Below are 25,683 nucleotides of genomic sequence, written 5' to 3'. Positions count from 1 at the left end.
GAGGACCAGATGTAGCGTCCGGTGACCACAGTTCGGGCATCGGAGGTCGGAGGTGGTAGGCAGGGTGCGGTAGACGATGTCGTACGCGTCCAACCATTCGTCGAAGGTCGCCATCAGCTCACTCCCTCTGGCCTTACCGGATGGTTGTTCCACCACTGTTCCTCATGGGCGTAGGCCCGATCCTCGAAGGCGTCGGCCTCAGCACGGGTGGTGGGGTAGGGCCGTCCTTCACGGAGCTCCGACACGTGGAACATCTCGTGTTCGAGGGTGCGCGCCAGATCCTCCTCGCTCCGGAACGCCTCCCGGCAGAGCATGACCGACTGATCGGGTCTCGTCACCCCGCACACGCCCGAGATCCGGTTGTTGATGTTGAACTGGATGCCGGATACCTCGATGCCGTACTTGGTGGCGATGTCCTGCACCGAATCCATGCTCATCGGCATCCGGGGTCCGCGCCCCTTGCCACGTACCCGGCTGAGGTCATCAGGGTTGGGGTCAACTCGCCTCAGTCGGCCCAGTGCCTGCTTGAGTTTGTCGATGAGGTCGCCGAGGCGGCGGAGCTCGGGCAGCAACCTTCGCAGGCTGGCCAGCAACCCGCGCAGCAGTCGCGCGATCCGTGCCGCCCAGGACCCCACAAGCGTGGTCACCTGTTCCACCACCAGCGGTGTGGCGAGCCCGCCGGTGACGAGCAGTTCGCCCGCGTACACGATGAGGCGGGAGACGCAGGCGGCGATGGCGTCGCGGACCAGGAGCCGGACGGCGGCGACCAGGCCGGCGGCGCCTTCGGTGGCGGCGGCGAGGGTGTCCGCACCCTGGGCGAGGCCGGTGATGGCCCGGTGCTGCTCGGCGGCCCAGGCCCGGTAGGCGGGGCCGGCGCTGCCGCCCCAGCCGGCGACCTCGGTGCGGACGGCGTGGGTCAGCTCGGCGGCGTCCGCGCGGAGCGAGGCGGCGACGTTGCGCCAGGTCTGGGCGTGCGCGGTGATCTGCGCGGGGTCACCGGCGAGCCAGCCCAGGGCCTCGCTGAGCGGCTTGACGTGTTCGACCAGCCAGGCGATGCCGTACTGGAGCAGCGCGCCGACCGGGTCGGAGACGAGCGCGAGGGCGTCCAGGCCGGCGCTGACCACGCCGAGGCTGCCGTCGATCCAGCTGCCGGTGCGGATGCCCTGCGCGATGAGTTCGATGTCCTCGCAGATCCAGATCCCGGCCCAGGCGCTGGGGTCGGCGGGTGCCGCCGTGGCGACCAGCGGATTGCCGGTCACCGGCGGTCCCGTACCCGGTCGAGTTGTCGGGCGGCGCGGGCGTCGGCGGCCCGGTAGCCGTCGGCGCCCGACCGCAGCTTCCCGGCGGTGTCCCGGACCGACCCGGCGGCGGTGCCGACGCTGTCGACAAGCGTCCGCTGGAGGCCGTCGAGCAGCGCCGGCACGATCGCGCAGAGCTGCCCGTACGCGCCGGCGTCGAGCCGGACATGTTGGCCGGCCCGGCGCGCGGTGTCGAGGCTGTCGGCGCAGCGGTCGAGGTGGGCGGCGTGCGCGGTCAGGTCGTCCGGGTCGACCCGGATCCCGTCACCGGTGGGCATCCGGCGTGCCCTGGCCGGGGTCGAGCCGCTGCCGGTGCGACTCGATGATCGCCCGGGCGGTCGGGTCGTCGGCGCCGAGGACCCGGGTGGTGGCCTCGGTGAGCTGCCGCAGCAGGTCGGCGCGGGCCGCGCGGGTGGTCGCCATGATCTGCTGGGCGGTGTGGGCGGCGGAGTGCCGCCGGGTCTGTTCGTCCAGCCGCAGGCCGACCAGCAGGCCGGTGGGGTCGACGGTGACCTCGATCGTCCGGTCGGGGCTGCGGGCGGTGCCGGTCAGGGCCTGCGCCTGGGCGGCGAGGGTCTTCGCCTGCTCCGCGCGGTGGGCGAACGACGACTCCCACCCGTCGAGCCGGCGTCCCGCCGCGTCCAGCGCCGCCTCGTCCGCCCACATCCGACCCTCCCCAGGGGACGTCGACGACCATCGGCCGCCGGGATCACCGACACGGTAGCAAGCGGTGACGCACCGCCACGTCCCCGCCGCCGCCCATGGGTGACGGTGGCCCAGCTCACCGTCGCCGCCGCGCCCAGGCGTCGCGCCGGCCCGGCCCGGGTGCGTAGAGTTCCCGGGTCGGGCCGGCGGTCGGCCCCGGGCGTGAGGGCGGGACGATAGCGGGCATGACGGTGGACAACGGCGGACAACCAGGGCGCGACGCCGACGCCCCCGGTGTCGACCAGGACGAGTTGGCGGTCGCGCTGCGCGTCTTCGCGGCGTTGGAGGCGCTGCCCAGCGACCACCCGGACGTGGTGCGGGTGCAGCGGGCCACCGCCCGGCTGTTCAAGATGGTGAAGCAGCGGCGACGCGAGGAGCGGCGGGAAACCGTCCTGGCCCACGACCGGGCGGTGACCGCGGCCACCGCCACGGGTGCCCCGGGTCGCATCGACGACGAGACCAAGGGCATCCCGCTCGCCTCGCCGACCGCAGGCGACATCGCCGGCACCCTGATCAACCCGCGCGGCTGTTACATCTGCAAGACCCGCTACCGCGAGGTCGACGCGTTCTACCACCAGCTCTGCCCCGCCTGCGCCACCCTCAACCGGGAGCGCCGCGACGCGCGGTGCGACCTGACCGGGCGGCGGGCGCTGCTCACCGGGGGCCGGGCCAAGATCGGCATGTACATCGCGCTGCGCCTGTTGCGCGACGGCGCGCACACCACGATCACCACCCGGTTCCCGCACGACGCGGTCCGCCGGTTCACCGCCATGCCCGACAGCGCCGACTGGCTGCACCGGCTGCGGGTCGTCGGCATCGACCTGCGCGACCCCGCCCAGGTGGTGGCGCTTGCCGACTCGGTCGCCGAGCAGGGCCCGCTGGACATCCTGATCAACAACGCCGCGCAGACGGTACGCCGCACCCCCGGCGCGTACGCCCACCTGGTCGCCGCCGAGACGGCGGCGCTGCCCGAGGGGCCGCTGCCTGAGCTGCTCACCTTCACCGGTGGCCGGGGCGTCACCCTGGCGCTGCCGGACGGCTCGCTGCCGGCCGCCACCATCGCCCCGCACGCCCTCACCGCGCTGGCGCTGACCGGCCGGTCCGCCACGCCGGAGCGGATCGCCGCCGCCACCGCCGTCGACGCCGGTGGGCTCGCCCCCGACCTGGGTGACACCAACAGCTGGGTGCAGCGGGTGCACGAGGTCGACCCGGTCGAGCTGCTCGAGGTGCAGCTGTGCAACGTGACCGCCCCGTTCGTGCTGGTCAGTCGGCTCCGGCCGGCACTGGCCGCCGCCCCGGCCGGGCGGTCGTACGTGGTGAACGTCTCGGCGATGGAGGGGCAGTTCGCCCGGGGCTACAAGGGGGCGGGGCACCCGCACACCAACATGGCCAAGGCGGCGCTGAACATGCTCACCCGCACCAGCGCCGAGGACATGCGTGCCGACGGCATCCTGATGACGAGCGTCGACACCGGCTGGATCACCGACGAGCGCCCGCACCCGACGAAGATGCGCCTCGCCGACGAGGGTTTCCATGCCCCGCTGGACCTGGTCGACGGGGCGGCCCGGGTGTACGACCCGATCGTCCGGGGCGAGCAGGGCGAGGAACTGTACGGCTGCTTCCTCAAGGACTACGCGCCCTGCGCCTGGTGACCGGCGTCGGGTAGCCCGTGGGCGGGGCCGCGACGCAGTCGGCCGACGGCGGATCAGCCCTGGGCGGTGGCCGACGGGGGAGCGCTGCCGCCCTGCGGCGCCTCACCGGCCATCAGCCGGGCGATCTCCGCCCGGTCGGCCGCCGACGGCAGCCCCCACTGCGGTTGGTAGCCGTAGACCTCCCGCAGCGGCCGGGCCGAGGTGCGGCCGTCGAGGATCTCGACCGCGTCGGTGTCGATCAGCCCCGGATGCTCGACCCCGCACGCCTCGGCGACCTTCACCAGGTCCCGGCGCAGGGTGCCGAGGTAGTTCGCCGCCCGTACCGACTTGCGGGCCGGGTCCAGGCCCCGGGCCAGCCAGGCGTTCTGGGTGGCGACGCCGGTCGGGCAGGTGTCGGTGTGGCACTTCTGCGCCTGGATGCAGCCGATCGCCAGCATCGCCTCCCGGCCCACGTTGACCAGGTCGCAGCCGAGCGCGAACGCCACCACCGCGTTGTCCGGCAGGCCCAGCTTGCCCGCGCCGACGAACACCGTCTGCTCGTGCAGCCCCCGCTCGGCGAAGGTGCGGTAGACCCGGGCGAAGCCCTGCTGGAACGGCAGCGACACCGAGTCGGTGAAGATCAGCGGCGCGGCGCCGGTGCCGCCCTCGCCGCCGTCGACGGTGACGAAGTCGACGCCCCGGCCGGTGTCCCGCATCAGCGTGGTCAGCTCTTCCCAGAACCCGAGGTCACCGACGGCGGACTTGATGCCGACCGGCAACCCGGTCTCGGCGGCCAGCAGCTCCACCCAGTCGAGCAGGCTGTCGCAGTCGGAGAACTCGGCGTGCCGCGACGGGCTCACGCAGTCCTCCCCCTGCACGATGCCCCGGGTGGCGGCGATCTCGGCCGAGACCTTCGCCCCGGGCAGCAGCCCGCCCAGGCTGGGCTTCGCACCCTGGCTGAGCTTGATCTCCAGAGCCCGCACCGGGGCACCGGCGACCAGGTCACGCAGCCGGGCGAGGTCGAACCGGCCCCGGGCGTCCCGGCAGCCGAAGTACGCCGTACCGAGCTGGAAGACCAGCTCACCGCCCCGGCGGTGGTACGGCGACAATCCGCCCTCGCCGGTGTTCTGCAGGCAGCCGGCCAGCGCGGCCCCCTGGTTCAGGGCGCTCACCGCGTTGCCGGACAACGATCCGAAGCTCATCCCGGAGATGTTGACCACCGATCCCGGGCGGAACGCCCTGGCCCGCCCGCGTGCCCCGCCGAGCACCTTCGCCGCCGGCAGCCGTACGTCGTGCCCGGCGGTCGGCACCGACGACGGGACGGTCCGGGCGAACGTGCGGTGCTTGATGATCGGGTAGCCGGGGCTGCGTTCGATGTCGTTGTCGGTGCCGAAGCCGAAGTAGTTGTTCTCCTGCTTGGCCGAGGCGTAGATCCAGCGCCGCTGGTCCCGGGTGAACGGCCGCTCCTCGTCGTTGCCGGCGACGATGTACTGCCGCAGCTCCGGCCCGATCGACTCCAGCAGGTAGCGGGCCCGTCCCACCAGCGGGAAGTTGCGCAGCAGCGCGTGGTCGCGCTGGAGGACGTCGCGGGCGGCGAGGCCGGCGACGGCGGCGGCGATCACGGGTACGGTGCGGCGGGCCCACGTCATGCCGGCCACTCTCCCCGTTGCCGCCGCCGCCCAAACGGGCCGCCCGTGTGGCGCGCGGATCAGTGGTGGCGGAACGACTGCCGGACGACCCCGCCGACCAGGGCGCACCAGGTGCCGGTGGTGACCGTGCCGGTGCGGGGCAGGCCGTGCAACGCCTGGATGTCCTGGACGGCCCGGCGGGTGGCGTGGTCGTATCCGCCGGTGACGGTGACCTCGGCGTAGCCCTTCCAGTTCAGGATGAACTGCACCGCCTGCACCGGCAGGCCGGTGGCGTGCCGGTCCAGTTCCGGGGCCAGGGTCTCCCAGGTGGGGGCGGTCAGGGTGGCGTCGACGTCGACCGGGATGCCGTTGCGGGCCTGCCAGTCGGCGATCGCGGCGATGGTGGCGGCGTCGAAGGTGCTGTTCGGGGTGACCGGGTAGCCCCGGTAGGCCAGCAGGTACTGGGCGACCTGGACGGCGGGGGAGCTGACGAAGCGCCACAGGTCCGGCCAGCGGCGGGCCGGCACGTCGGCCGGTCGGGTGCCGAGCTTGCGGAAGACCTCCCGACGTACGCCGGGGAAGAGCCGGTAGAACTGCGCGCCGGGGCAGAGGGTGGTGCGGAAGTCCCAGTGGCCGAAGATGTCGTGGGCGTGCAGCCCGTACTGCCGGCAGATGGTGGTGCAGAGCCTGACCAGCGAGTCGAGCAGGTCCTGCGGCGGGGTGTCGGTGACGTAGGTGCCCTCGTTCTCGATGCCGATGGCCCGGCCGTTCTCGCCGGGGCAGTGCGCCGAGACCATCTGCCGGTCGCCGGCCCGCAGGCGGTCCAGGCTGCCGTGCCGTCCTTCCAGCACGTACCCGCCCCGGCTGACGGTGAAGTGCTGACCGGTGTCGGACCACCCGTTGCCGTCCATGTGCAGGTCCTGGCAGTCGTGGGCCAGTTTGACCGCCTGTTCCCGGGAGTGGTCGGTGACGTTCGGGAAGGCCATGTGGTGCACGATGATCTTGTTGGTCGGGATCGTGCTGACCGACAGCGGGTCGGCCGGCGGCCGGGCGTCCCACTCGTCGCAGCCGATGATCCAGTCCAGATCCGGGCCGGGGGCTGCCCGGGCGGCGGCCGGCAGGGCCAGGTCGGACCCGACGACCGCGACGGTGGCCGCGCCGAGGCCGGCCCGCAGCAGGGTACGACGGTCGAGGGCGGGGCGTGCGTCGGGCATGTCGGGCTCCTCGGCGACCGGCAGCGGCACTGCCGACAGATGTGAAAACTAGCTCCAACGGTTGCGCTTGAGATGGAGGATATTGCCACCACGGTGGTCGGCGCTAGGGGGCGGCATCGATCGTTGCCGCACTGCCTGTCGCACAGCGGCCGGCTGTTCAGCCGGCGGCGGCGAAGTGGTCGAGGGCGGCCAGTACGTGCCGCCGGGTCGCCGCCGTGCCGAAGTGGCCCGCCTCCTCGACCAGGTGCAACTGTGAACCCGGCCAGGCCCGGTGCAGCTCCCAGGCGGTGACCGGCGGGCTGCCCAGGTCGACCCGGCCGTGGATCAGCACGCCCGGTATCCCGGCCAGCCGACCCGCGTGCCGGATCAGCTCGCCCTCGGCCAGCCACGCCCCGTGCGAGAAGTAGCGGGCGCAGATCCGGACCATGGCGGTCCGGTCCGCCGACGGCCGGTCACCGTACGGGGTGCCCACCCCCTCGGCGGAGACCGCGGCGTCCTCCCAGGCGCACCAGTCCAGCACGGCGCGCTCCCGTACCGCCGGGTCCGGGTCCTCCACCAGCCGGGCGTACGCGCCCACCACGTCGTCGTCCGGGCCGACGCCGCCACCGGAGAGGAACCGTTCCCACTCGCGGGGGAAGTACCTGCCGACGCCCCGGTAGAGCCAGTCGATCTCCGACCGGCGGGTGGTGGTGACGGCGGCGATGACGATCCCGGACACCCGCGCCGGGTGCCGCTGCGCGTACGCCAGCAGCAGCGTCGAGCCCCACGAGACGCCGTAGAGCAACCAGCTGTCGACGCCGAGGTGTTCGCGGAGCCGCTCCATGTCGGCGATCAGGTGGGCGGTGGTGTTGTGGCGCAGGTCGGTCGCCGGGTCGCTGGCATGCGGGGTGCTGCGCCCACAGTTGCGCTGGTCGAAGAGGACCACCCGGTAACGGGCCGGGTCGAAGGACCGCCTGGCCCACGGGCCGCTGCCCGAACCCGGTCCACCGTGGACGAACAGCGCGGGCCGCCCGGCCGGGTTGCCGGACACCTCCCAGTAGACCCGGTTGCCGTCGCCGACGTCGAGCATGCCGTGGTCGTACGGCTCGATCGGCGGGTACCGCTCGTCCATCGGTGTCCTCCCGGGGCCGGCTGTGGCGGGGTCACCACGTTACGGCCTCTGCCCGCCCCTGCCCGCCCCTCCCGACGACACCCGGTGACCGGAACTAATCTCCGGGGGCGGACGTCCGGACGCGAGGAAACAACCATTGCGCCGATGGACCGCAGCTCGCACCGGGTAAGAATGATCAGTGTGACCTGTGACCAGTCCCGGTGGACCGGAAGGGCCGGCGGGTGACCGGCGACTGGCGGCTGTCCGGCTACACCCCGGTGCGTCAACTCGGCGTGGGCGCGTCCGGCCAGGTGCTGCTCGCCACCCACGACGCCACCGGCACCCCGGTCGCCATCCGCTACCTGCCCGGCACCCTCGCCGACGACGCCGCCTTCCGGCTGGCCTTCCGGGAGCAGGCGCGGCTGCTCGTCGAGGTGGACGATCCGCACGTCTGCCGGCTCTACGAGTACGCCGAGTCGCGCTCCGGCGCGGCGGTCGTGCTGGAACTGGTCAACGGGCCGACCCTGCGTCATCTGCTGCGCGCGCACGGGCCCGTCGGACCGGAGGCCGCGCTCTGCGTCCTCAAGGGCTCGCTCGCCGGGCTCGCCGCCGCGCACGCCCGGGGCGTCGTGCACCGCGACCACCGGCCGGAGAACGTCCTCGTCGGCGTCGACGGGTGGACCAAGCTCACCGACTTCGGCATCACCCCGCCGGCCGCCGGCACCCGTCGCCACCTGGCCCCGGAGCAGTGGACGGGCGCCCCCGCCGAACCGGCCGGCGACATCTACGCCGCCACCGCGACCTTCTTCGAGTGCCTGACCGGTCGGCCCCCCTACGACGGGCAGGACGCGGCCACCCTGCGCGCGCAGCACGCCACCGCACCGGTCCCGACCGACCCGACCCCCGCACCGGTGCACGACCTGCTCCGCCACGGGTTGGCCTGGTGCCCGGCCGACCGGCCACAGCCCGCCGAGATCTTTCTCGCCGAACTGGAACACACCGCCGCCCGCTCGTACGGCGGCGACTGGGAGCAGCGGGGCCGGCACCAACTGGCCCAGCGGGTCGCGCTGCTCACCGCGTACCTCCCCTTCCCCGACGGCGTCCCCGTTCCCGCCACCGTCGCCGTCGCGGCCGAACCCCGCGCCGCCTTCCGGCGCGGCGGCACCCGCAGCGCCCTGGTCGGGGTGGGCCTGACCGCAGTCCTGCTGACCGGCGTCGTCGGGGTGACCTACGCCGCCCGCCGACCCGGGCCGCTCACCCTCGCCGACGGTGCCGCCGTGCCGGGGGCGACCGCCGCCGCCACCCGCAGCCCGGCCCCGCTCGCCGCCGCGCCGGCGATCACCGTCGTGCCACCGGAGCCGAGCCGCAGTCCCACGCCGGCGGCGACCACCACCGGCCCGCGGCCCACCGCCGCCGCGCCCCGGTCCGCCGCCGCGACCACCACCCGGGTACGCACCCCGGGCCCGACGCCACCGACGACGGCGATCAGCCCGCTGCTGCCCTCCGACGTGTTCGCGCCGACGGTGTCGGCCCTGGACACCAGCGCGGCCACCGTGGAGCCGAAGGGCTGCCCGGCCGGCGTCACGTCGACCACTGTCACCGCCACGGTGGTCGACGACCGGGCCGGCGGCGACCTGCTCCGGGTGGTTTTCCGTTACACCCTCGACGGGGCCACCCGTACCGTCACCATGGACCAGATCGGCCCGGAGGCCTTCCGGGGCACCCTCGGTGACCTGCCGGTGCCTCAGGCGGTGACCAGGATCCCGGTCGAGGTGATCGCCGTCGACGACGCCGGAAACGCCTCGGCGCCCGCCGGCCCGGTCGTGGTGTCGCTGCTGCCGACCTGTACGTCGGGCTGACCGGCCCTGGTTTCCGGCGTCCCGGCCGAGGGTAGCTTCGGGGGTCGACCGAGCTGACGGTGGAGGACCACGGATGACAGACAACTTCGGCGATGCGGCGGGCGACGCCCTCCGGGCGGTACTGCTCTTCCTGCCCAAGGCGGTCGCCTTCGTGGCGATCCTGGTGGCGGGCTGGCTGATCGCCAAGGCCGTTCGCAAGATCGTCGACAAGGTGCTGGAACGGGTGCACTTCGACCGGGCCGTCGAGCGCGGCGGCATCAAGACCGCCCTGGCCCGGTCCCGCTACGACGCCAGCGACATCGTCGCCAAGCTCTCCTACTACGGCGTGCTGCTGGTGACCCTCCAGCTCGCCTTCGGCATCTGGGGCCCCAACCCGATCTCCGACCTCATCGCCGGGGTGATCGCCTGGCTGCCCCGGGCGTTCGTCGCGATCGTCATCGTGGTCGTCACCGCCGCGATCGCCAACGCGGTCAAGGACATCATCAGCAGCGCGCTCGGCGGCCTGTCCTACGGCCGGGTGCTCGCCAACATCGCCTCGGTGTTCATCCTCGGGCTCGGGGTGATCGCCGCGCTCAACCAGATCGGCGTCGCCACCGCGGTCACCACGCCGGTGCTCGTCGCCGTCCTCGCCACCGTCGGCGGCATCCTCGTCGTCGGGGTCGGCGGCGGTCTGATCCGCCCGATGCAGGCCCGCTGGGAGTCCTGGCTGACCCGGGCCGAGCAGGAGTCCCGCACCATCGCCACCCACGCCCGCGCCTACCAGGCGGGCCGGCGCGACGTCGAGGCCCGGCTGAGCCCGGCACCGGCGGCCGACCCCACCCCGCCGGTGCCGGCCGCCGCCGCGCCCACCCCGGCGGCCCCACTGGACGACGACGCCGAGCGCACCCAGGTGGTGTCCCGCCCCGACGAGGCGGAGCGCACCCAGGTCCTGCCGCGTGCCGACGAGGCCGAGCAGACCCAGGTGGTGTCCCGTCCCGCCGACCGGGACGCCACCGGGGCGTCCGACAGCCCGCCGACCGCTGTGGTGCCGCGTCAGGCCGGGCCGGTGGACGGATCCACCGCCGACAGCGAGGCCACCATGGTCATTCCACCGATGGACCCCGAACCGCCCCGGCGCTGACCGGGCGTACGGCGGCGGGGCGGAACCGGACCAGGTCCCGCCCCGCCGCCGTACGCGTTCCGCCGGGGCCGCGCCCCGCCCCCGGCCGGGCTAGCATCGGCAGATGACCTGGCGATGTTGATCCGGCACTGAAGGCCGAAACCGTGGGCCGCCACGGACGCCGTACCTCCCGCGTCCGTGCCGTCCCGTGGAAAGGCCCTGATGATCCTCACCTCCACGCGGGTGTCCGACCCCCGCGTCCGCCGGCTGTCGACCACGCTCTACTGCTACCTGTTCCTCAGCGACTTCGTGCTGATCTATCCGGTGTACGTCCTGCTCTTCGGCGCCACCGGCCTCACCGTCGGGCAGATCTCCGCGCTCTTCGTGATCTGGTCGGTGACCGGCATCGTGCTGGAGGTGCCGTCCGGGGCCTGGGCCGACAGCGTCTCCCGACGGCTGCTGCTCTGCCTCGCGCCGCTGCTCGCCGGGGCCTGCTTCGCGCTCTGGGTGCTGGTCGCCTCGTGGTGGGCGTTCGCGCTCGGCTTCGTCCTCTGGGGGGCCGGTGGCGCGCTCGGCTCCGGCGCCCTGGAGGCATTGGTCCACACCGAACTCGACCGGCTCGGTGCGGCCGGCCGGTACGCCCGCACCATGGGTCGGGGCCGGACGGCCGGGGTGCTCGGCATGCTCGCCTCGATCGGCCTGGCCGGGCCGGTCCTCGCCGTCGGTGGCTACCTGGCGGTCGGGGCGGCCAGCGTGCTGTCCGGGGTGCTCGCCGCGGCCGTGGCCACCCGGTTTCCGGAACACCGCCGCGACGACACCGCACCACCGCCACCAACCGGCGCATCGGTCGTACCGTTCGGCGAGCCGCTGGCCCTACCGCCGGTCGACGGCGCGGAGGCCGAACCGGGCTGGTGGGGGAGCCTGCGCGCCGGCCTGGCCGAGGCGCGCGCCGACCGGCGGGTCCGGTCGGCCGTGCTGCTCGTCCCGGCGGTGACGGCGGTCTGGGGCGCCCTCGACGAGTACACCCCGTTGCTGGCCCACGACATCGGCGTCCCGGCGGCCACGGTGCCGCTGCTGCTCCTGCCGGTCTGGGTCGGGATGACCGTCGGCGGTCTGCTCGCCCCGGCGGCGGAGCGACTGACCACCCCCGGCTATGCCGCGCTGCTCGTCGTGGCCGCGGTCGCCCTGGTCGCCGGGGCCGTCGTCCGACATCCAGGTGGTTTCGTGCTGCTCGGCGTCGCGTTCTGCGCCCTGCAACTCGCCACCGTGCTGGCCGACGCCCGGTTGCAGGCACGGATCACCGGGCCGGGGCGGGCCACCGTCACGTCGGTCGCCGGGATGGGCACCGACCTGGCCATGATCGGCGCGTACGGCGGGTACGCGCTGGTCGCCGCCACCGGCGGGCACGCCACGGCGTTCGCGGCGGCGGCCGTGCCGTACCTGCTTGTCGCCGGTGCGCTGGTGGTGTCGGGTCAGGACGGCAGCGCGTCGAGGTAGACCCAGTTGCCGTCCTCCCGGACGAACCGGCTGTGCTCGTCCACCGTCCCGGGCTGCCCGGCGTCCCGGTAGTGGGCGCGGAACGCCACCGTTCCGGTGCTGTCCAGCAGGCCACCCCGGGTGCTGTCGACGATCTCCAGTCGGGTCCAACGCTGGGCGGGGTCGAGTCGCAGCCGGGCCGGCCGGGTGCGGGAGTGCCAGCTGCGCAGCAGGTAGTCGGGGTCGCCGACGGCGAAGGCGCTGAACCTCGACCGCATCAGCGCCTCCGCCGTGCCGGCCGTACCATCGCCCCGGTGCAGTGGCCCGCAGCAGTCGGCGTACGGCAGGCCGGTGCCGCAGGGGCAGGACCGCTGGGTGCCGCCGTTCCGGCGGGATGCAGGTTTCGCCACCCGTCCATCCTGCCGGACACCCCGCAACCGGCGAACCGGGCCGGCCCCGTGGTGGGGGTCGGCCCGGTTCGGTGTTCGGGGTCAGGAGGTGTAGCCGCGGGTGGCGATCCAGTCGGCGAGGTTGTCGACGGTGATCCGGTAGGCGGCGGTGTCGGGGTTGGCGGAGTCGGCGATGGTGACGGTCTTTGCGTTGTCGTGGTAGCCGACGACGCTGATGTAGTGGCCGCCTTCGAAGGAGTGGGTGTTGCCGTCGGTGTCGGTGGCGGTGCCGGCGATGTTGGCGACTACGGCGCGGCCGTCGTCGATGGTGTGGACGATGTCGGCGCGTAGTTCGTGGGTCTGCTTGTCGTTGGCCTTCGAGTTGCGGATTTCGGTGCTTTCGTAGGCGTTGCGGCCGGTTTCCTTGTTGAGGACGGGGGTGATGTCGTTGATGCTGTTGGTGCCGTCTTCGGTGGTGCGCATTTCTTTGGCCATGGCGTCGACGTCGATGTTCTTGCCTTGGACGGACAGGGCGTTGCGGGTGGCGGCGGGGCCGCAGTAGTAGAAGTTGGGCTGTGCCTGGTAGTCGACCTTCAGTTCGCGTTCGCCGTTGGGCTTGTGGTCGGTCTGCGCCGACGCGGTGGGGGTGGCGGCGTGGGCGGTGTGGGTGGCGGTGAGGGGGCCGGCGATGGCGCCGGTGGTGAGGGCGAGGCCGGCGGTGGTGAGGGCGGTCTTGCGGATCAGATCGGTACGCATGGTGGCGTGCTCCTCTGGTCGGGGGTGCCGTGGGTGCCCAGGGGGGTGGGCGGCCTGCGGGGGTAAGGGGGGATGGCCCGGCGGTCGGGGGGACCTGCTTCGGGTGTCCGAGGGGGTGTAACCAACCCGGTGGGGACCGCATTCCGTGGTCGGGGTTCCGGGGGCCGTCTCCCGGGGGCGGGAGAGTGGCGGTGGTATGCCAGGTACAACGCCGCGGCCCCGGCGGCGATTCCGCCGTGGGGGTGGCCCCGGCCACGGGACACCGGGCCCGGAACCGGACGCGCCGGTGGTCACCACACCACCGCCCGGCGGCGGAATCGGACACCGGCGGCGGGCACCCGTCCCCAGGATCACCGCCCCAACCGGGGCCGCCTGGACGAGTGGCCGGTGGACCGCGCCGCCGTCCGCCCACGGGACGACACCGCCGCCGCCCCGACCGACCCCGTGCGGGGTCGAAACGGACATTCGGCGCGATGGGGCGGAGTCGCCCCGGCCGCAGGGTCAGAACCGGCCGGCAGGGTCAGAGCCAGCCGGAGCGGCGGAACATCCGGTGCAGGGTGAACGCCGCCGTCGCCATCAACGCCAGCGCGGCCGGGTAGCCGTACCGCCAGGACAGTTCGGGCATCCGGGCGAAGTTCATCCCGTAGACGCCGGCCACCGCGGTCTGGGTGGCGGCGATCGCCGCCCACGCCGCGATCTTGCGCATGTCGTTGTTCTGGTCGACCGCGAGCTGGGTCAGTCGGGACTGGAGGATCGAGTTGAGCAGCTCGTCGTAGGAGGTGATCCGGTCGACGGCCCGGGTCAACCGGCCCTCCACGTCGACGTACCAGCGGCGCAGCCCCGCAGGCGGGCCGCCGTCCGGGCCGGCGATCAGGGCGCGCAGCGGCTCCTGCAGGGGCAGCACCGCCCGCTTGAACTCCACCAACTCTCGTTTGAGCTGGTAGATCTGCTGGATGTCGGCGTTGCGGTCGGGGGCGAAGACGCTCTCCTCGACCCGTTCCAGGTCCTGCTCGAGGTGGGCGGCGACCTCCAGGTAGAGGTCGACCATCCGGGCGGTCACCGCGTACGCCACCGCCCACGGGCCCTCGGCGAGCAGTGACGGGCGGCCCTGGATCTCATGGCGGACCGGCGCGAGGGCGCCGGAGGCGCCGTGCCGGACGGTGACCACGAACCGGTCGCCGAGCAGCACCATCACGTCACCGGTGTCCACCACCTCGGAGGTCGCGGTCAGCTCGCCCTGGGCGACGTAGGCGGCGGTGCGCAGCACCAGCAGGGTGACCGGGCCGTGTCGTTGCACGGTGGGCCGGTGCCCGTCGGCGAGGGCCTGTGCGACGGTCAGCTCGTCGAGGCCGAAGACCTGCCCGACGGCGGCGAGCACCGCCGCGCCCGGGTCGTGCAGACCCAACCAGACGAACGTGTTGCGGCTGCGCCGGGCCCGGGCGTACGCGTCGGCGTAGTGCGGCCGGCCGGTCTCCCGGCGGCCGTTGACATAGACCGCGCAGTCGACGACGGCATCGGGGTTGACCCGTGGGGTGCGGCCGGTGGCGGTCTCCCCGGCCTGTCGGCGCAGCCGGCCGACCAGGGTGTGGAGCCGGGGACCGAGCAGGGTCGTCAGCGCTCGCCGCTCCACCGCGTACCTCCGCCTCGCCGCCCGTCCGCCGGCCCACCGTAGTAGGCCGGCGCGACAGTGGTGCGGTCGGGCGACTGTCAGCCGACGGCGGTGGCCCGCACGACGATGTTGTCGGAGTAGTCGCGGGACCGTTCGTCGAACCGCCCTCCGCAGGTCACCAGGCGCAACGCCGGCCCCGGTCCGCCCGGACCATAGACCAACGCGGTGGGAAAACTCCGCTTCGGGTACGTACCGACCCCGTCGACTGCGAAGTTCACCGCCCGCCCGTCGGCGCGGGTGACCCGGACGGTGTCGCCGGGGCGCAACCGCCCGAGGTCGAAGAAGACCGCCGGCCCGTCCCGGGTGTCGACGTGCCCGACGACGACGGCGTTGCCCGCCTCGCCGGGGCTGACCCCGGGCCGGTACCAGCCGGCGACGGTGGGGCGGTCCAGTGGCGGCACCTCGAGGGTGCCGTTCGGGTCACCTGCCACCGGCACCAGTTCGGCGTGTACGCCGATGGTCGGGATGTCGATGCGTACCGGGGTGGAACGGGGCAGCGCCGGGATCGGGGAGCGGCTGCCGTTGCCGCCGCTGACGTCGATGCTCGGCTGGGGTGGCCCGACCGGACCGATGGTCAGGCCGGCGGCGATCAGGGCGATCCCGGCGGTGCCGCTGACCGTGACCGCCGTGACGGCGGTACGGGTCCGGACCGCCCATTCGCGTACGCCCATCGCCCGTCCTCCCCGACGTCCGATGTGATCGGGTGCCCGCACCGGTCCGCACCGGCGCGGGCACCCGTCCCAGGGATGGTGTCCTCGTCGTCGGCACCGCGGTCGCCGTGCCGGTCGGGCCGGTCTCGGCCGGGTCGCCGGGTGCGGTCGCGTCCTCAGCCGACGGTGGTCACCGCTCGGCGGCGGCGACGCAGCAGCACGGTGGCGCCGAGCGCGGCTGCCCCGGCGAGCGCGCCCCCGGCGGCCAGCAGGCCGGTGTTGTCGGCGCCGCCGCCCCCACCCGCGGGTGCCGCGCCGATCGGCGTGACGGCGAAGGTGGCGCTGCCGGCGGAGCTGTCGTCTCCACAGGTGGCGGCGACGGTGTAGGTGCCCAGGGTGAAGCCGGCGGTGAAGAGTTCGGCGCTCAGTCCGCCACCTGCGGCGGCGGTGGTGGAGCGCACGTTCTGGTCCCGGTCCGGGCCGGTGACGTGAAAGAGCACGTCACCCGCTTTGGGGTTGCAGGTGGTCGCGGTGAGCACCACCGTCCCGCCGACCGGCGTGGAGGCCGGCGACACCGTGGTGTCCGCGAGTGCGGCCGTCGGGAGCAGGAGCGTGCCGAGTCCCACGCCGAGCGCCGTCGATACGAGAACCTTCTGTGCCTTCATACGCGTCTTCCCTCACTTTTCGTCCGCTGTCTGCGTGGGACGTCGTTCGGGTGGCCAACTCCGTAACTAGCACCGGTGTGCCCAACACTAGGAGGGTTGGCCCCTCGTGCCGGGCAAAATGAGAAATCTTCGTTGCCGTCACGTGTTTTCCCCCGCGCCGCAGAGCGGCGGAAATGCCGGGACAGTGCGGACACCTGACCCCCCGACCCACAACCCAGCCTCCTAGGATGCCCTAGCGGGTGTGACCCACCGCGCACGACTTCACCGCATCAACCCGAGGAAGTCGCCGGCCGTCTCCCACCCTTGGGGCAGGAGACGGCCGGCGGTCAGCGGCGGCGGGCCTGGAGGGTGTAGGTCTGGGGGAGTCGCCACGGGCGTTCGGTCAGCCGCCACTCGCCGTGCGCGTCGCGGACCTGCCGCCCCGGCAGCGCGTCCCAGGGGGCGCTGTCGTGTTCGCGCAGCATGGTCAGCTCCAGCCCGGCGTCGAGCAGGGCGGTGACCACCTCGCCGAGACCGTGGTTCCACTCGTGCGTGGTGTTGTGCGTGAAGGTCGCCTCGGTGCTCACGTAGGTGCCGCCCTCGTCCCAGACCACCGGCTCGGCGCGCTCGAAGTACGGGTGGTCGACCACCAGCAGGCCGTCCGGGCGGGTCTCGTCGAGGGCCCACAGCATCGGGTGTCCCTCGCGCAGGAACAGCCGCCCGCCGGGACGCAGCAGGGCGGCGATCACCCCGGCCCAGCGGCGGATGTCCGGCAGCCAGCACAGCGCGCCGATGCCGGTGTACACCAGGTCGAAACCGCTGGTGCCGAGGACGTCGGGCGCGTCGTAGACGTCGGCCTGGACGAAGTCGACGGCCGCGCCGGTGCGGTCGGCCAGCGACCGGGCCTGCGCGAGGGAAGCACCGGAGAAGTCCAGCCCGGTCATCCGCGCGCCGAGCCGGTGCAGCGACACGGTGTCGGTGCCGATGTGGCACTGCAGGTGCACGCCGCGCAGCCCGGCCACGTCACCGAGGCGGGGCAGGTCGAACCGGACCACCTCACTGAGGTGGTCCGGTTCGGCGGCGAAGCGGTCCACGGCGTAGTCCGGCGAGGCGGCGTGGGCGGCGGCCCGGTCGTCCCAGCTGGCCCGGTTGAGGGTGCGGTAGTCGGTGCCGGGCCGACTGTGGCTCGTGTCGTCATTGTCAGTCACCGGCTGACGGTGGCAGATGTCGGTGGCACGCTCAACGGCAATTCGGCGGCCGAGCGGGTGCGCCAACTCGCTCAGCTGCACGTGTGCACCGCGTGCCGGGGGTCCACCGGCAGCGGTCCGCCCGCCACGCTGGTTCCCCGATCGTCGGCGCTGGTCGTCCGGTCGCACCGAACCTACGTGTCGCCGGGGGAGCGCCGGTGGCCGGTCCGGCTCAGGCCCCCGTCGGGTCGGTCACCCAGCCGGCGATCAGCACCAGGCCGGTGGGGTGGTGCACGGCGAGGAAACCGAACGGCCGGTCGACGTCGAAGCGCACCCGCCGTCGGCGGACGGTGGCGCGGGGTGGTGCGCCACCGGCCCGCATGGCGGCGGCGGTGACGGCTGCGGCGCGGAAGCCGGTGGCGGTGAACTCGGCCCGTGCGCTCTGCCGGGCGTCGGACACCGACAGCTGAGGGCTGATGTCGGGGAAGTGGTCGCCGTCGCGTCCGGCGGTGACCAGGCCGAACAGGTCGGCGTGGTCGAGGAGGTCGTGGTCGCCGGTGACGGTGAAGCCGACGGTACGCACCAGCAGCTCGGGCCGGTCGTCGTACCCCTCGACGGTGTCCTCGGTGATGCCCGGTCCGGCGGGTGCGGGCAGGGTCGCGGGGTGGTCGAGCGCGCCGAGGGCGGCCGGGAGCACCCGGGCGGCCGGCTGCCCGGCCGGGCCGAGGGCGAGCAGCACGTCGACGTCGGCGTTCCCGGCGACGGTCAGCAGGCTGATCGGGCCGGCGGGGGTGTCGGCCACCCGCAGCGCGGCCGGGTCGCCGCCGGGCCGGTGCAGTCCGGCCAGTGGGCGGTCCTGCCACGGTCCGGTCGTCGGCTGGCAGCGGTCCGGCCGGAACGGGGTGGCCCAGTCGACCAGCACGGTCAGCGCGTTCGCCAGCACCAGCGCGGTGCCCGGCCCGACCTGGACCGGCATCCGGTCGACCAGGCCGTCGGTGCGTTCCCGTGCCCACCGGTCGAGCCGTGGCTGGTCGACCGCCGGGTCGCCGGTCAGCTCGCCCCGGGTCGAGCCGTCCAGTTCGGCGAGCCACCGCCGGCCCAGCGGCAGGCCGGCGCGGGACCAGAAGCCGGTTGCCAGCCGGGTGCCGGGGGAGTCGACGGGGGTGGCCGGGGTGGGGGCGACGGCCTGCAACTCGTCGCGGGCCGGGCCGGTCGCGAATCGGGCCAGCAGGGCGAGCAGCGGATACACCCCGGCGCCGGACAGGACGGTCTGCCGGTCGTCCAGTCGGGACGCCCAGCGGGCGGTGAGGGCGTTGGCGGACGGGCTCATGGGGCGGCACGGTACCCGGGCTGCCCCGGCAGGTGGGGTGGGGTCCGTGCCGTCGCCGGCCGGTGGTGTGACAGCGTGGCCGGGTGAACTCCCGCGTACCGGTCGATGTCGGCCTGGCCGTCGTCGGTGGTGGCGGGGCCGGGTCGCTGGTCCTCGCCGCGCTGGCCCGGCAGGAGCTGCCGGGGCTGCGGGTGGCCGTGGTGGACCCGGTGCGCAAGCGCGGTCAGGATCGCACCTGGGCGTTCTGGGGTGCCCCCGGTGGTGACCTGGAGCCGATGCTCAGTGCCAGCTGGTCGCGGGTGGAGGTGACCACCCCGGCCACCGCCCGGGTGCTGGAGCTGACCCCGTTGCGGTACGCGATGCTGCGTTCCGCGCCGGTGTACGAGCGGGCCGCCGAGGCGGAGCGGCGGCTCGGTGCGATCCGGCTCGACGCGGCGGTGGGGGCGCTCGACGACGACGGCGGCTCGGCGGTGACGGTCCGGGACACCGACGGGCGGGTGGTGGTGCGGGCCGGTTGGGTGCTCGACTCGCGTCCCCGCCCGCCCCGCCGGCCCGGTCGGACGGCCTGGTTGCAGCATTTCCGGGGCTGGTGGTTGGAGTCGTCGACGCCGGTGTTCGACCCGGGGCGGGCGGTGCTGATGGACTTCCGCACCCCGCAGCCGGCCCGGGGGGTCTCGTTCGGCTACGTGTTGCCGGTCAGCGACCGGTACGCCCTGGTGGAGTACACCGAGTTCTCCCCGACGGTGCTCGACGACGCGGGGTACGACGCCGGGTTGCGCGGTTACGCGGGGTTGCTCGGGTTGGACCTGGCCGAGCTGCGGGTGCGGGAGGTGGAGGACGGGGTGATCCCGATGACCGATGCGCCGTTCGACGCCCGGCCCTCGCCCCGGGTGGTCCGGCTGGGCACCGCCGGTGGGGCGACCCGCCCGTCGACCGGGTTCACCTTCTCCGCCATGCACCGGCAGGCCGGGCAGGTCGCCGCCGCGCTCGCGGCCGGTCGGCCGCCGGTGCCCCGGCCGGCGTACCCGGGGCGGCACCGGTGGATGGACGCGGTGGCGTTGCGGGCGTGGGATTCCGGTGCGGTAGGTGGTCCGGAGTTCTTCGACCGGCTCTTCGACCGCAACCCGGCGTCGCGGGTGCTGCGTTTCCTCGATGGGGCGACGAGCCCGCTGGAGGATCTGGCGGTGATGCGGTCCAGTCCGTTGCTGCCGATGACGTCGGCGGTGGTCGGTGACGCCGCCGGCCGGTTGCGGGCCCGGTTGTCCCGTCGCTGAGCGGGTTGCCGGGCCGGTCAGGTCGTGGCGCGGACGGTGTCGCGGATCAGCGCCCGCAGGCCCTCCATCGGGTCGCCGTCGTTCGCGCCGAGCCGGTTGCGGGTCGCCGCCACGGTCAGGCCCAGTTCCGGGTACGCGTAGGCGAGGCTGCCGCCGCTGCCGGCGGTGCCGAACGATCCGTCGTCGTCGACCGCGTAGCCGAGGCCGTACGCCGTCTCCTGGCCGAACACCCATTCGACGCCCCGGACGGCCACCGCGCCGAGCTGGCGCAGCCGGTCGGCGGAGACCAGGCGTACCCCGTCGACCTCGCCGATGAGCGCGGCGTACATCCGGGCGGCGGCGCGGGCGGTGAGGGTGCCCACGGCGGGCACGTCGGCGCGCAGCACGTCCGGTCGGCTGCCGATGGCGGCGTCGGGGCGTACGGCGGGTGGGGCGACGGCGTCGAAGTGCGGCAGGTGGGTGGAGGCGAACTCCATCAGGTCGGCCAGGCCGTTGTCCTCCAGGGTGGCCAGCCGGGGCAGGTCCGCCTCGGGTACCCCGAAGAACAGCTCCCCGGGTACGCCCAGCGGGGCGGCCACGTCCTCGGCCAGCACTGTGGAGATCCGGCGGCCGGTGACCCGACGGACCACCTCGCCGACCAGCCAGCCGTACGTCCACGCGTGGTAGGCGACCTGTTCGCCGGGCGCCCAGCGGGGCACCGCGTCGGCGATCAGCGCGCACATCGCGTCCCAGTCGGTGAAGTCGGCCGGGGTGGTGTCGGCGGGCAGGGCCGGCACCCCGGCGGTGTGGGTGAGTACGTGCCGCAGTGTGACGGCGTGCTTGCCGTGCCGGGCGAACTCGGGCCAGACGTCGGCGAGGCGCAGGTCGTAGTCGAGCTGGCCCGCTTCGGCGAGGACGTGCACGACGGTGCTGGTCAGGCCCTTGCCGGTGGAGACGCTGAAGATCGGGGTGTCGGCGGTCAACGGCCGTCCGGTGGCGGTGTCGGCGGTGCCGGCGGTCTCGTCGACGATCAGGCGACCGTGCCGGTAGGCCGCCACCTGCACGCCCGCCTCCCGGCCCGAGTCGACCAGGTCGTCGATGGTCCTGCGTACCCGGGCCCGCAGGCCGTCCGTGCCGTCGGTCATGGTCGCCGACTCTGCCAGAACCGGTGCCGGCTCCGCCGCCGGTTTTCGGTGCGGGTCCGTGGGTGCCGGGGCGCTGGTCCTGGTCGGTGGGCACCGGTGTGGTGGCGGGTGCCGTGTGTCCGGTGTGCATCGGTACCGGTAGGTTCGGCGGCATGGTGGACGCGGCGGCCGACAGGGTCGTGGAGATCTGGACCGACGGGGCGTGCAGCGGGAACCCGGGGCCTGGTGGGTGGGGTGTGCTGCTGCGCTACGGCGGGCACGAGCGGGAGCTGTGCGGTGGCGAGGCCACCCCGACCACCAACAACCGGATGGAGCTGACCGCCGCGATCGAGGCGTTGGAGGCGCTGACCAGGCCGGCGACCGTGCGGCTGCACACCGACAGCACGTACGTCCGAAACGGCATCACCGGGTGGTTGGCGTCGTGGAAGCGCAACGGCTGGCGTACCGCCGCGAAGCAGCCGGTGAAGAACGCCGACCTGTGGCAGCGGTTGGAGGCGGCGTGCGCCCGGCACGAGGTGAGCTGGCACTGGGTGAAGGGGCACAACGGTCATCCGGAGAACGAGCGCGCCGACGCGCTTGCCAACCGGGGGATGACCGAGGCGCGCTCGGCGGTCGGCACGCCCCGCTGAGCGCTACCGATGCCGCACTCCGGCTCCGGTGTCGTCGGTCGTTGGTGGGTCGGGTCATTCGGTGGGTGGGTTGGCCGCTTCCTCCTCGGCGGGGTCACCCGCACCGGAGACCGCGTCCACGTCGTAGCCGGCGCGGCTGGTGTCCCGGGCCGACAGGTGCTCCTCGGCCGGCAGGTCGGCGAAGTCGTCGCCGGTGTCCCCGCCGCCGCCCAGCGACTCGCCCGGCGGGCGCAGCGACGCCTCGTACGCCGGTACGCCGTCCGGTTCGTCGGTGTCGGCCAGGTCGGTACGTGGTTGCTCCGTCATAGCCGTCTTCGTGCCCACCAGGCTGCCCGGCAAACCCGCCGTACCGTGGGTTCAGCGGCGGGGGCGGCGACTGCGGCGGGTGGTGCCGGCGGTGCGGGTGGCGGGTGGCCGGATCGGCGTGAGGGTCAGCCCGGTCCAGTGCCCGGGGTGCCGCAGCGTCGGCGGGAGGGCGGTGCGCCGGTCGCCGCGGGCCGCCTCGAGTTGAGACTGGTGCAGGAAGAGGGTGCTCGACAGGTCCGCCCCGCGCAGGTCCGCCCCGCGCAGGTCGACGCCGGTGACGTCGGCCCGGCGCAGGTCCGCCCCGCGCAGGTCGGCGCCGACCAGGCGGGCCCCGCGCAGGTTCGCCCCGACCAGGTCCGCGCCGCGCAGGTCGGCGCCGAGCAGCATCGCGCCCCGGTGGTCGGCCCCGGCGGTGCCGGCGCGGGCGGCCTCGCTCGCGGCCGAGAGCAGCGGATTGATCCGGTCCCGGTGGGCGTCCACGTCGACCGTGGGCAGTTCCCCGGGGGTGCCGGCGGCCATGATGTCGGTGTCGTCGCGGGCGGCGCGCAGCTGGTCGCGCAGCGGGCCGGCCGGGGTGAGGGCCAGCGCTTCGGTGAGGTACCAGAGCAGTTCGTGCAGGGGCCGGGCGACGGCGAACGCGGCGAACATGCCGGCGGCGGTGGCCGGGTCGTCGCGCCAGTCCCGCCCCGGGTAGGTGACCTGGCTGACCCGCTGGCCGGCGCCGAAGCAGTCGAACACGACGCAGCCGGGGTAGCCGCGGTCGCGCAGTTCGTCGTGGATGCCGCACCGGGAGTCGGTGCGCAGGTTCGGGCAGGGGCGGCCGGCGGGTTTGTGCTGGGCGAAGTCGGCGGAGGCGGCGAAGGCCGGGGCGACGCAGCACAGCCCGACGCAGCGGGCGCAGTCGCCGCGCAGCTCGATGGTTTCCGCCATGCTGCCTGGTTTCTCCCTGCCTCGACTGTCGTGCCGGCTGATCGGACGCGCCGACGACCCGACCGGGCAGGGCCGAGCCGGGCCTGGACCATTGTCCCTCGGGCGGCACCCCTGCCGGCGGTCGGGGCGGGCACCGGTCGCCCGCCCGGAGCGGTCGGCCATGCGCACGCCTGCCGGCCCGACCTGCCGGGGCGGGTCGGGCGGGTCGGGGTGCCCGCCGGGCCGGGCCGGGAGGGCACACGGCACGCGTCCTCACCGAGGGTGGGATATGGTCCGGGTCACCGCCTCGGACCCGGGAGATGCGATGGCCGACCACGTCGACGTGCTCATCGTCGGCGCCGGGCTGTCCGGGGTCGGTGCGGCCTGTCACCTGCGGCGCGACTGCCCCGACAAGACGTACGCGGTGGTCGAGGCCCGCGACGCGATCGGTGGCACCTGGGACCTGTTCCGCTACCCGGGCATCCGCTCCGATTCGGACATGTTCACCCTCGGCTACTCGTTCGCGCCGTGGACCGACCCGAAGGCCATCGCCGACGGCGACGCCGTGCGCCGCTACGTCCGCGACACCGCCCGGCGGTACGGCGTCGAGGAGCACATCCGGTTCCGTCACCGGGTGTCGCGTGCCGAGTGGGACGGCACCACCGCCCGGTGGACGGTGCACGTCCGACGCGACGACACCGCCGAGGACGTGGTGCTGACCTGTGACTTTCTCTTCGCCTGCACGGGCTACTACCGGTACGACGCCGGGTACACCCCGGACTTCCCGGGCGTCGAGCGGTTCGCGGGGCGGGTGGTGCACCCGCAGCACTGGCCCGCCGACCTCGACCACTCCGGTCGGCGGGTGGTGGTGATCGGCAGCGGCGCCACCGCGGTGACCCTGGTGCCGGCGTTGGCGCAGCGGGCCGGGCACGTCACCATGCTCCAGCGGTCGCCCACGTACGTGATCGCGTTGCCGGCCCGCGACCGGGTGGCCGACGTGCTGCGCCGCCGGTTGCCCGCCCGGCTGGCATACCGGCTGGTACGCGGGAAGAACGTGTTGTTCGGCATGGTCAACTACCAGCTCAGCCGGCGGGCACCGAAGCTGGTGCGGTCGTTCCTGCGGCGGGCGGCCAAGGGGCGCCTGCCGGTCGGTTACGACGTGGACCGGCACTTCTCGCCCCGCTACGACCCCTGGGACCAGCGGCTCTGCGTGGCACCCGACGGGGACCTGTTCGCGGCCCTGGCGTCCGGCAGTGCCTCGGTGGTGACCGACACCGTCGACACGTTCACCCCCGACGGCGTCCGGCTCGGCTCCGGCGTCGAACTGCCCGCCGACGTGGTGGTCACCGCCACCGGGCTGCAACTGCTGGCCCTCGGCGGGATGACCCTCACCGTGGACGGGGTCGACGTCGACCTCGGCGCGACGGTGGCGTACAAGGGCATGATGCTCTCCGGGGTGCCGAACTTCGCGTTGACCATCGGTTACACCAACGCCTCCTGGACGTTGAAGGCCGACCTGGTCGCCAGCTACGTCTGCCGGTTGCTGCGTCATCTGGACGCCACCGGTCAGCAGGTCGTCACCCCGGTCGCGCCCGCCGACGGCGAGCTGTCGCCGATCATCGACCTGCGTTCCGGGTACGTGTTGCGCAGTGTGGACACGCTGCCCAGACAGGGCCCCCGGGCACCTTGGCGGCTTTATCAGAACTATCCCCGGGACGTCCTGCTGATGAAACACGGCCGGCTCGACGACGCGGGGGTGCGCTTCTCCCGGGCGACCGCCGACGCCCCGGTCGGCTGAGCCGTCCCCGACTTCCGACCGTCCCTTCACACCGCAACGATCGTCCCTTCACGCAGCAAGGAGGCCGCGTGCGTAGCTTCGACTTCACCGCCGGGACCGCCGTGGTCACCGGTGCCGCCAGCGGAATCGGCGAGGCGCTCGCCCACGGGCTGGCCCGGCGCGGCAGCGACCTGGTCCTGCTCGACCGAGACGGTGACCGGCTCGACGCGGTGGCTGCCGCGATCCGTGCCGCCCACCCCGGTCGTCGGGTCGACACCCACCTGGTCGACCTGGCCGACCTGTGCACCACCGCCCGGGTGGCCGAGGAGATCCGGGCCCGGCATCCCCGGATCCGGCTGCTTGTCAACAATGCCGGGGTGGCCCTCGGTGGCCGGTTCGACCAGGTCACCATGGACGAGTTCCACTGGGTCGTCGACGTCAACTTCCGGGCGCCGGTGCAGCTCACCCACGCCCTGTTGCCGGCGTTGCGGGCCGAGCCCGGCGCGCACCTGGTCAACGTGTCCAGCCTGTTCGGGCTGATCGCCCCGGCCGGGCAGACCGCCTACGCGGCAAGCAAGTTCGCCGTCCGTGGCTTCACCGAGGCGCTGCGGCACGAGTTGACCGACGACGGCATCGGGGTGACCTCGGTGCACCCCGGCGGGGTGGCCACCCGGATCGCCCGTAACGCCCGGGTCGGCAGCGGGATGGCCCGTGAGGAGTTCGAGACCGCGCGGCGGCAGTTCGAGAAGCTGCTGTTCATCCCGCCCGCGCGGGCCGCCGAGGTGATCCTGCGTGGGGTGGAACGTCGTCGCGCCCGGGTGCTGATCGGCTGGTCGGCGAAGCTGCCCGATCTGCTGGCCCGGGTGGCGCCGGGCTCGTACGGCCGGCTGCTCGCCGCCGGGATCCGCGTCGCGGCCGGTGCGGCCCGGCATACCCCGGCCACCCGCGCCCCGGCCGCCGCCGAGCTGCCGGCCGGGGAACTGCCGGCCGGGGAGATCGCCTGACCGCACCCGGGGTGCCGGGGAATGCCCGGCCCCCC

General features: G+C 74.0%; 23 protein-coding genes and 1 pseudogene. 8 read left to right on the top strand and 16 right to left on the bottom strand.

Features of this window, described 5'->3' with window-relative positions; all coding sequences use genetic code 11:
• Positions 1 to 113: 113 nt before the first annotated feature.
• Genes OHQ87_RS10120 through OHQ87_RS10110 form a run of 3 tightly spaced genes read right to left on the bottom strand, consistent with a single transcriptional unit; the run spans position 114 to position 1,964 of the window.
• Positions 114 to 1,259 carry a WXG100 family type VII secretion target gene (locus tag OHQ87_RS10120; RefSeq protein WP_328347194.1) on the bottom strand — a complete coding sequence of 382 codons (1,146 nt, stop codon included), beginning with the start codon at positions 1,257 to 1,259 and terminating at the stop codon, positions 114 to 116.
• Positions 1,256 to 1,576 carry a type VII secretion target gene (locus OHQ87_RS10115; protein ID WP_328347192.1) on the bottom strand — a complete coding sequence of 107 codons (321 nt, stop codon included), beginning with the start codon at positions 1,574 to 1,576 and terminating at the stop codon, positions 1,256 to 1,258. The genes OHQ87_RS10120 and OHQ87_RS10115 overlap by 4 nt, the downstream gene beginning before the upstream one ends.
• On the bottom strand, positions 1,563 to 1,964 hold the full coding sequence (locus OHQ87_RS10110; RefSeq protein ID WP_328347190.1) for a YbaB/EbfC family DNA-binding protein: 402 nt from the start codon (positions 1,962 to 1,964) through the stop codon (positions 1,563 to 1,565). Before OHQ87_RS10110 ends, OHQ87_RS10115 begins: the two co-directional genes overlap by 14 nt.
• 224 nt (positions 1,965 to 2,188) lie before the next feature.
• Between OHQ87_RS10110 and OHQ87_RS10105 the strand changes: the two genes are divergently transcribed.
• The gene (locus tag OHQ87_RS10105; protein ID WP_328347188.1) at positions 2,189 to 3,655 is read left to right on the top strand and encodes an SDR family NAD(P)-dependent oxidoreductase; all 1,467 of its coding nucleotides are present in this window, start codon (positions 2,189 to 2,191) and stop codon (positions 3,653 to 3,655) included.
• 53 nt (positions 3,656 to 3,708) lie between these two features.
• Here the strand turns inward: OHQ87_RS10105 and OHQ87_RS10100 are convergent, their stop codons facing one another.
• The 3 genes from OHQ87_RS10100 to pip all read right to left on the bottom strand — a co-directional run bounded on the left by OHQ87_RS10100 (position 3,709) and on the right by pip (position 7,587).
• Positions 3,709 to 5,283: an FMN-binding glutamate synthase family protein gene (locus OHQ87_RS10100; RefSeq protein WP_328347186.1), complete on the bottom strand. Its 1,575-nt coding sequence runs from the start codon at positions 5,281 to 5,283 to the stop codon at positions 3,709 to 3,711.
• Positions 5,284 to 5,342: 59 nt separating this feature from the next.
• A complete protein-coding gene (locus OHQ87_RS10095) occupies positions 5,343 to 6,476 on the bottom strand; it encodes a peptidoglycan recognition protein family protein (protein ID WP_328347184.1) in 1,134 nt (377 codons plus the stop codon).
• A gap of 157 nt (positions 6,477 to 6,633) precedes the next feature.
• On the bottom strand, positions 6,634 to 7,587 hold the full coding sequence (pip, locus tag OHQ87_RS10090) for a prolyl aminopeptidase (protein ID WP_328347182.1): 954 nt from the start codon (positions 7,585 to 7,587) through the stop codon (positions 6,634 to 6,636).
• A 221-nt stretch (positions 7,588 to 7,808) separates the two neighbouring features.
• Here pip and OHQ87_RS10085 point away from each other — a divergent pair, with 221 nt between their 5' ends.
• From OHQ87_RS10085 to OHQ87_RS10075, 3 genes and pseudogenes are all read left to right on the top strand, one after another.
• Positions 7,809 to 9,425, top strand: coding sequence for a serine/threonine-protein kinase (locus OHQ87_RS10085; RefSeq protein ID WP_328347181.1), 1,617 nt, complete (start codon positions 7,809 to 7,811; stop codon positions 9,423 to 9,425).
• A 73-nt stretch (positions 9,426 to 9,498) separates the two neighbouring features.
• Positions 9,499 to 10,213 (top strand): annotated as a pseudogene (locus tag OHQ87_RS10080) (mechanosensitive ion channel family protein); the annotation flags it as partial.
• A 533-nt stretch (positions 10,214 to 10,746) separates the two neighbouring features.
• Positions 10,747 to 12,021, top strand: coding sequence for an MFS transporter (locus OHQ87_RS10075; RefSeq protein ID WP_328347177.1), 1,275 nt, complete (start codon positions 10,747 to 10,749; stop codon positions 12,019 to 12,021).
• Here the strand turns inward: OHQ87_RS10075 and OHQ87_RS10070 are convergent.
• The 7 genes from OHQ87_RS10070 to OHQ87_RS10040 all read right to left on the bottom strand — a co-directional run bounded on the left by OHQ87_RS10070 (position 11,997) and on the right by OHQ87_RS10040 (position 18,625).
• Positions 11,997 to 12,410 carry a YchJ family protein gene (locus tag OHQ87_RS10070; RefSeq protein ID WP_328347176.1) on the bottom strand — a complete coding sequence of 138 codons (414 nt, stop codon included), beginning with the start codon at positions 12,408 to 12,410 and terminating at the stop codon, positions 11,997 to 11,999. The two genes, OHQ87_RS10075 and OHQ87_RS10070, sit on opposite strands and share 25 nt — an antisense overlap.
• A gap of 81 nt (positions 12,411 to 12,491) precedes the next feature.
• Complete coding sequence (locus OHQ87_RS10065; protein ID WP_328347175.1) at positions 12,492 to 13,145, bottom strand: C39 family peptidase; 654 nt, start codon at positions 13,143 to 13,145, stop codon at positions 12,492 to 12,494.
• Between the two features lie 520 nt (positions 13,146 to 13,665).
• Complete coding sequence (locus OHQ87_RS10060; protein WP_442930735.1) at positions 13,666 to 14,775, bottom strand: magnesium and cobalt transport protein CorA; 1,110 nt, start codon at positions 14,773 to 14,775, stop codon at positions 13,666 to 13,668.
• A gap of 77 nt (positions 14,776 to 14,852) precedes the next feature.
• Positions 14,853 to 15,485, bottom strand: a complete 633-nt coding sequence (locus OHQ87_RS10055) for a class F sortase (RefSeq protein ID WP_328347173.1) — start codon at positions 15,483 to 15,485, stop codon at positions 14,853 to 14,855.
• Positions 15,486 to 15,640: 155 nt separating this feature from the next.
• On the bottom strand, positions 15,641 to 16,129 hold the full coding sequence (locus tag OHQ87_RS10050; protein WP_328347171.1) for a hypothetical protein: 489 nt from the start codon (positions 16,127 to 16,129) through the stop codon (positions 15,641 to 15,643).
• Between the two features lie 326 nt (positions 16,130 to 16,455).
• Positions 16,456 to 17,316: a class I SAM-dependent methyltransferase gene (locus OHQ87_RS10045; RefSeq protein ID WP_328347170.1), complete on the bottom strand. Its 861-nt coding sequence runs from the start codon at positions 17,314 to 17,316 to the stop codon at positions 16,456 to 16,458.
• 211 nt (positions 17,317 to 17,527) lie between these two features.
• Positions 17,528 to 18,625, bottom strand: a complete 1,098-nt coding sequence (locus OHQ87_RS10040; RefSeq protein ID WP_328347169.1) for a serpin family protein — start codon at positions 18,623 to 18,625, stop codon at positions 17,528 to 17,530.
• 83 nt (positions 18,626 to 18,708) lie between these two features.
• On the opposite strand from OHQ87_RS10040, the gene OHQ87_RS10035 reads away from it, so the two are divergent.
• On the top strand, positions 18,709 to 19,899 hold the full coding sequence (locus OHQ87_RS10035; protein WP_328347168.1) for a lycopene cyclase family protein: 1,191 nt from the start codon (positions 18,709 to 18,711) through the stop codon (positions 19,897 to 19,899).
• 17 nt (positions 19,900 to 19,916) lie between these two features.
• Here the strand turns inward: OHQ87_RS10035 and OHQ87_RS10030 are convergent, their stop codons facing one another.
• On the bottom strand, positions 19,917 to 21,023 hold the full coding sequence (locus tag OHQ87_RS10030; protein ID WP_328347166.1) for a serine hydrolase domain-containing protein: 1,107 nt from the start codon (positions 21,021 to 21,023) through the stop codon (positions 19,917 to 19,919).
• 152 nt (positions 21,024 to 21,175) lie between these two features.
• Between OHQ87_RS10030 and rnhA the strand changes: the two genes are divergently transcribed.
• Positions 21,176 to 21,652: a ribonuclease HI gene (gene rnhA / locus OHQ87_RS10025; protein WP_328347164.1), complete on the top strand. Its 477-nt coding sequence runs from the start codon at positions 21,176 to 21,178 to the stop codon at positions 21,650 to 21,652.
• A 54-nt stretch (positions 21,653 to 21,706) separates the two neighbouring features.
• On the opposite strand, the gene OHQ87_RS10020 is transcribed toward rnhA, so the two are convergent.
• Together OHQ87_RS10020 and OHQ87_RS10015 are read right to left on the bottom strand one after the other, a co-directional pair.
• A complete protein-coding gene (locus tag OHQ87_RS10020; RefSeq protein WP_328347163.1) occupies positions 21,707 to 21,958 on the bottom strand; it encodes a hypothetical protein in 252 nt (83 codons plus the stop codon).
• A gap of 51 nt (positions 21,959 to 22,009) precedes the next feature.
• Complete coding sequence (locus OHQ87_RS10015; RefSeq protein WP_328347162.1) at positions 22,010 to 22,888, bottom strand: pentapeptide repeat-containing protein; 879 nt, start codon at positions 22,886 to 22,888, stop codon at positions 22,010 to 22,012.
• A gap of 268 nt (positions 22,889 to 23,156) precedes the next feature.
• Between OHQ87_RS10015 and OHQ87_RS10010 the strand changes: the two genes are divergently transcribed.
• On the top strand, positions 23,157 to 24,665 hold the full coding sequence (locus OHQ87_RS10010; RefSeq protein ID WP_442930734.1) for a flavin-containing monooxygenase: 1,509 nt from the start codon (positions 23,157 to 23,159) through the stop codon (positions 24,663 to 24,665).
• 68 nt (positions 24,666 to 24,733) lie between these two features.
• Complete coding sequence (locus OHQ87_RS10005; protein WP_328347160.1) at positions 24,734 to 25,648, top strand: SDR family NAD(P)-dependent oxidoreductase; 915 nt, start codon at positions 24,734 to 24,736, stop codon at positions 25,646 to 25,648.
• Positions 25,649 to 25,683: the final 35 nt, after the last annotated feature.

The sequence above is a fragment of the Micromonospora sp. NBC_00421 genome (genome assembly GCF_036017915.1).
GTDB lineage: Bacteria > Actinomycetota > Actinomycetes > Mycobacteriales > Micromonosporaceae > Micromonospora.
The sequence above is the reverse complement of the archived record's forward strand: the minus strand, read 5'-3'. Positions and strand labels throughout refer to the sequence as shown.

What these genes read in the sequence shown, in the direction of transcription:
- OHQ87_RS10115 (WP_328347192.1), bottom strand. Translation starts at nt 1,576, where the DNA reads ATGCCCACCGGTGACGGGATCCGGGTCGACCCGGACGACCTGACCGCG.
- OHQ87_RS10110 (WP_328347190.1), bottom strand. Translation starts at nt 1,964, where the DNA reads ATGTGGGCGGACGAGGCGGCGCTGGACGCGGCGGGACGCCGGCTCGAC.
- OHQ87_RS10105 (WP_328347188.1), top strand. Translation starts at nt 2,189, where the DNA reads ATGACGGTGGACAACGGCGGACAACCAGGGCGCGACGCCGACGCCCCC.
- OHQ87_RS10100 (WP_328347186.1), bottom strand. Translation starts at nt 5,283, where the DNA reads ATGACGTGGGCCCGCCGCACCGTACCCGTGATCGCCGCCGCCGTCGCC.
- OHQ87_RS10095 (WP_328347184.1), bottom strand. Translation starts at nt 6,476, where the DNA reads ATGCCCGACGCACGCCCCGCCCTCGACCGTCGTACCCTGCTGCGGGCC.
- pip (WP_328347182.1), bottom strand. Translation starts at nt 7,587, where the DNA reads ATGGACGAGCGGTACCCGCCGATCGAGCCGTACGACCACGGCATGCTC.
- OHQ87_RS10075 (WP_328347177.1), top strand. Translation starts at nt 10,747, where the DNA reads ATGATCCTCACCTCCACGCGGGTGTCCGACCCCCGCGTCCGCCGGCTG.
- OHQ87_RS10065 (WP_328347175.1), bottom strand. Translation starts at nt 13,145, where the DNA reads ATGCGTACCGATCTGATCCGCAAGACCGCCCTCACCACCGCCGGCCTC.
- OHQ87_RS10055 (WP_328347173.1), bottom strand. Translation starts at nt 15,485, where the DNA reads ATGGGCGTACGCGAATGGGCGGTCCGGACCCGTACCGCCGTCACGGCG.
- OHQ87_RS10050 (WP_328347171.1), bottom strand. Translation starts at nt 16,129, where the DNA reads ATGAAGGCACAGAAGGTTCTCGTATCGACGGCGCTCGGCGTGGGACTC.
- OHQ87_RS10040 (WP_328347169.1), bottom strand. Translation starts at nt 18,625, where the DNA reads ATGAGCCCGTCCGCCAACGCCCTCACCGCCCGCTGGGCGTCCCGACTG.
- OHQ87_RS10030 (WP_328347166.1), bottom strand. Translation starts at nt 21,023, where the DNA reads ATGACCGACGGCACGGACGGCCTGCGGGCCCGGGTACGCAGGACCATC.
- rnhA (WP_328347164.1), top strand. Translation starts at nt 21,176, where the DNA reads ATGGTGGACGCGGCGGCCGACAGGGTCGTGGAGATCTGGACCGACGGG.
- OHQ87_RS10020 (WP_328347163.1), bottom strand. Translation starts at nt 21,958, where the DNA reads ATGACGGAGCAACCACGTACCGACCTGGCCGACACCGACGAACCGGAC.
- OHQ87_RS10015 (WP_328347162.1), bottom strand. Translation starts at nt 22,888, where the DNA reads ATGGCGGAAACCATCGAGCTGCGCGGCGACTGCGCCCGCTGCGTCGGG.
- OHQ87_RS10010 (WP_442930734.1), top strand. Translation starts at nt 23,157, where the DNA reads ATGGTCCGGGTCACCGCCTCGGACCCGGGAGATGCGATGGCCGACCAC.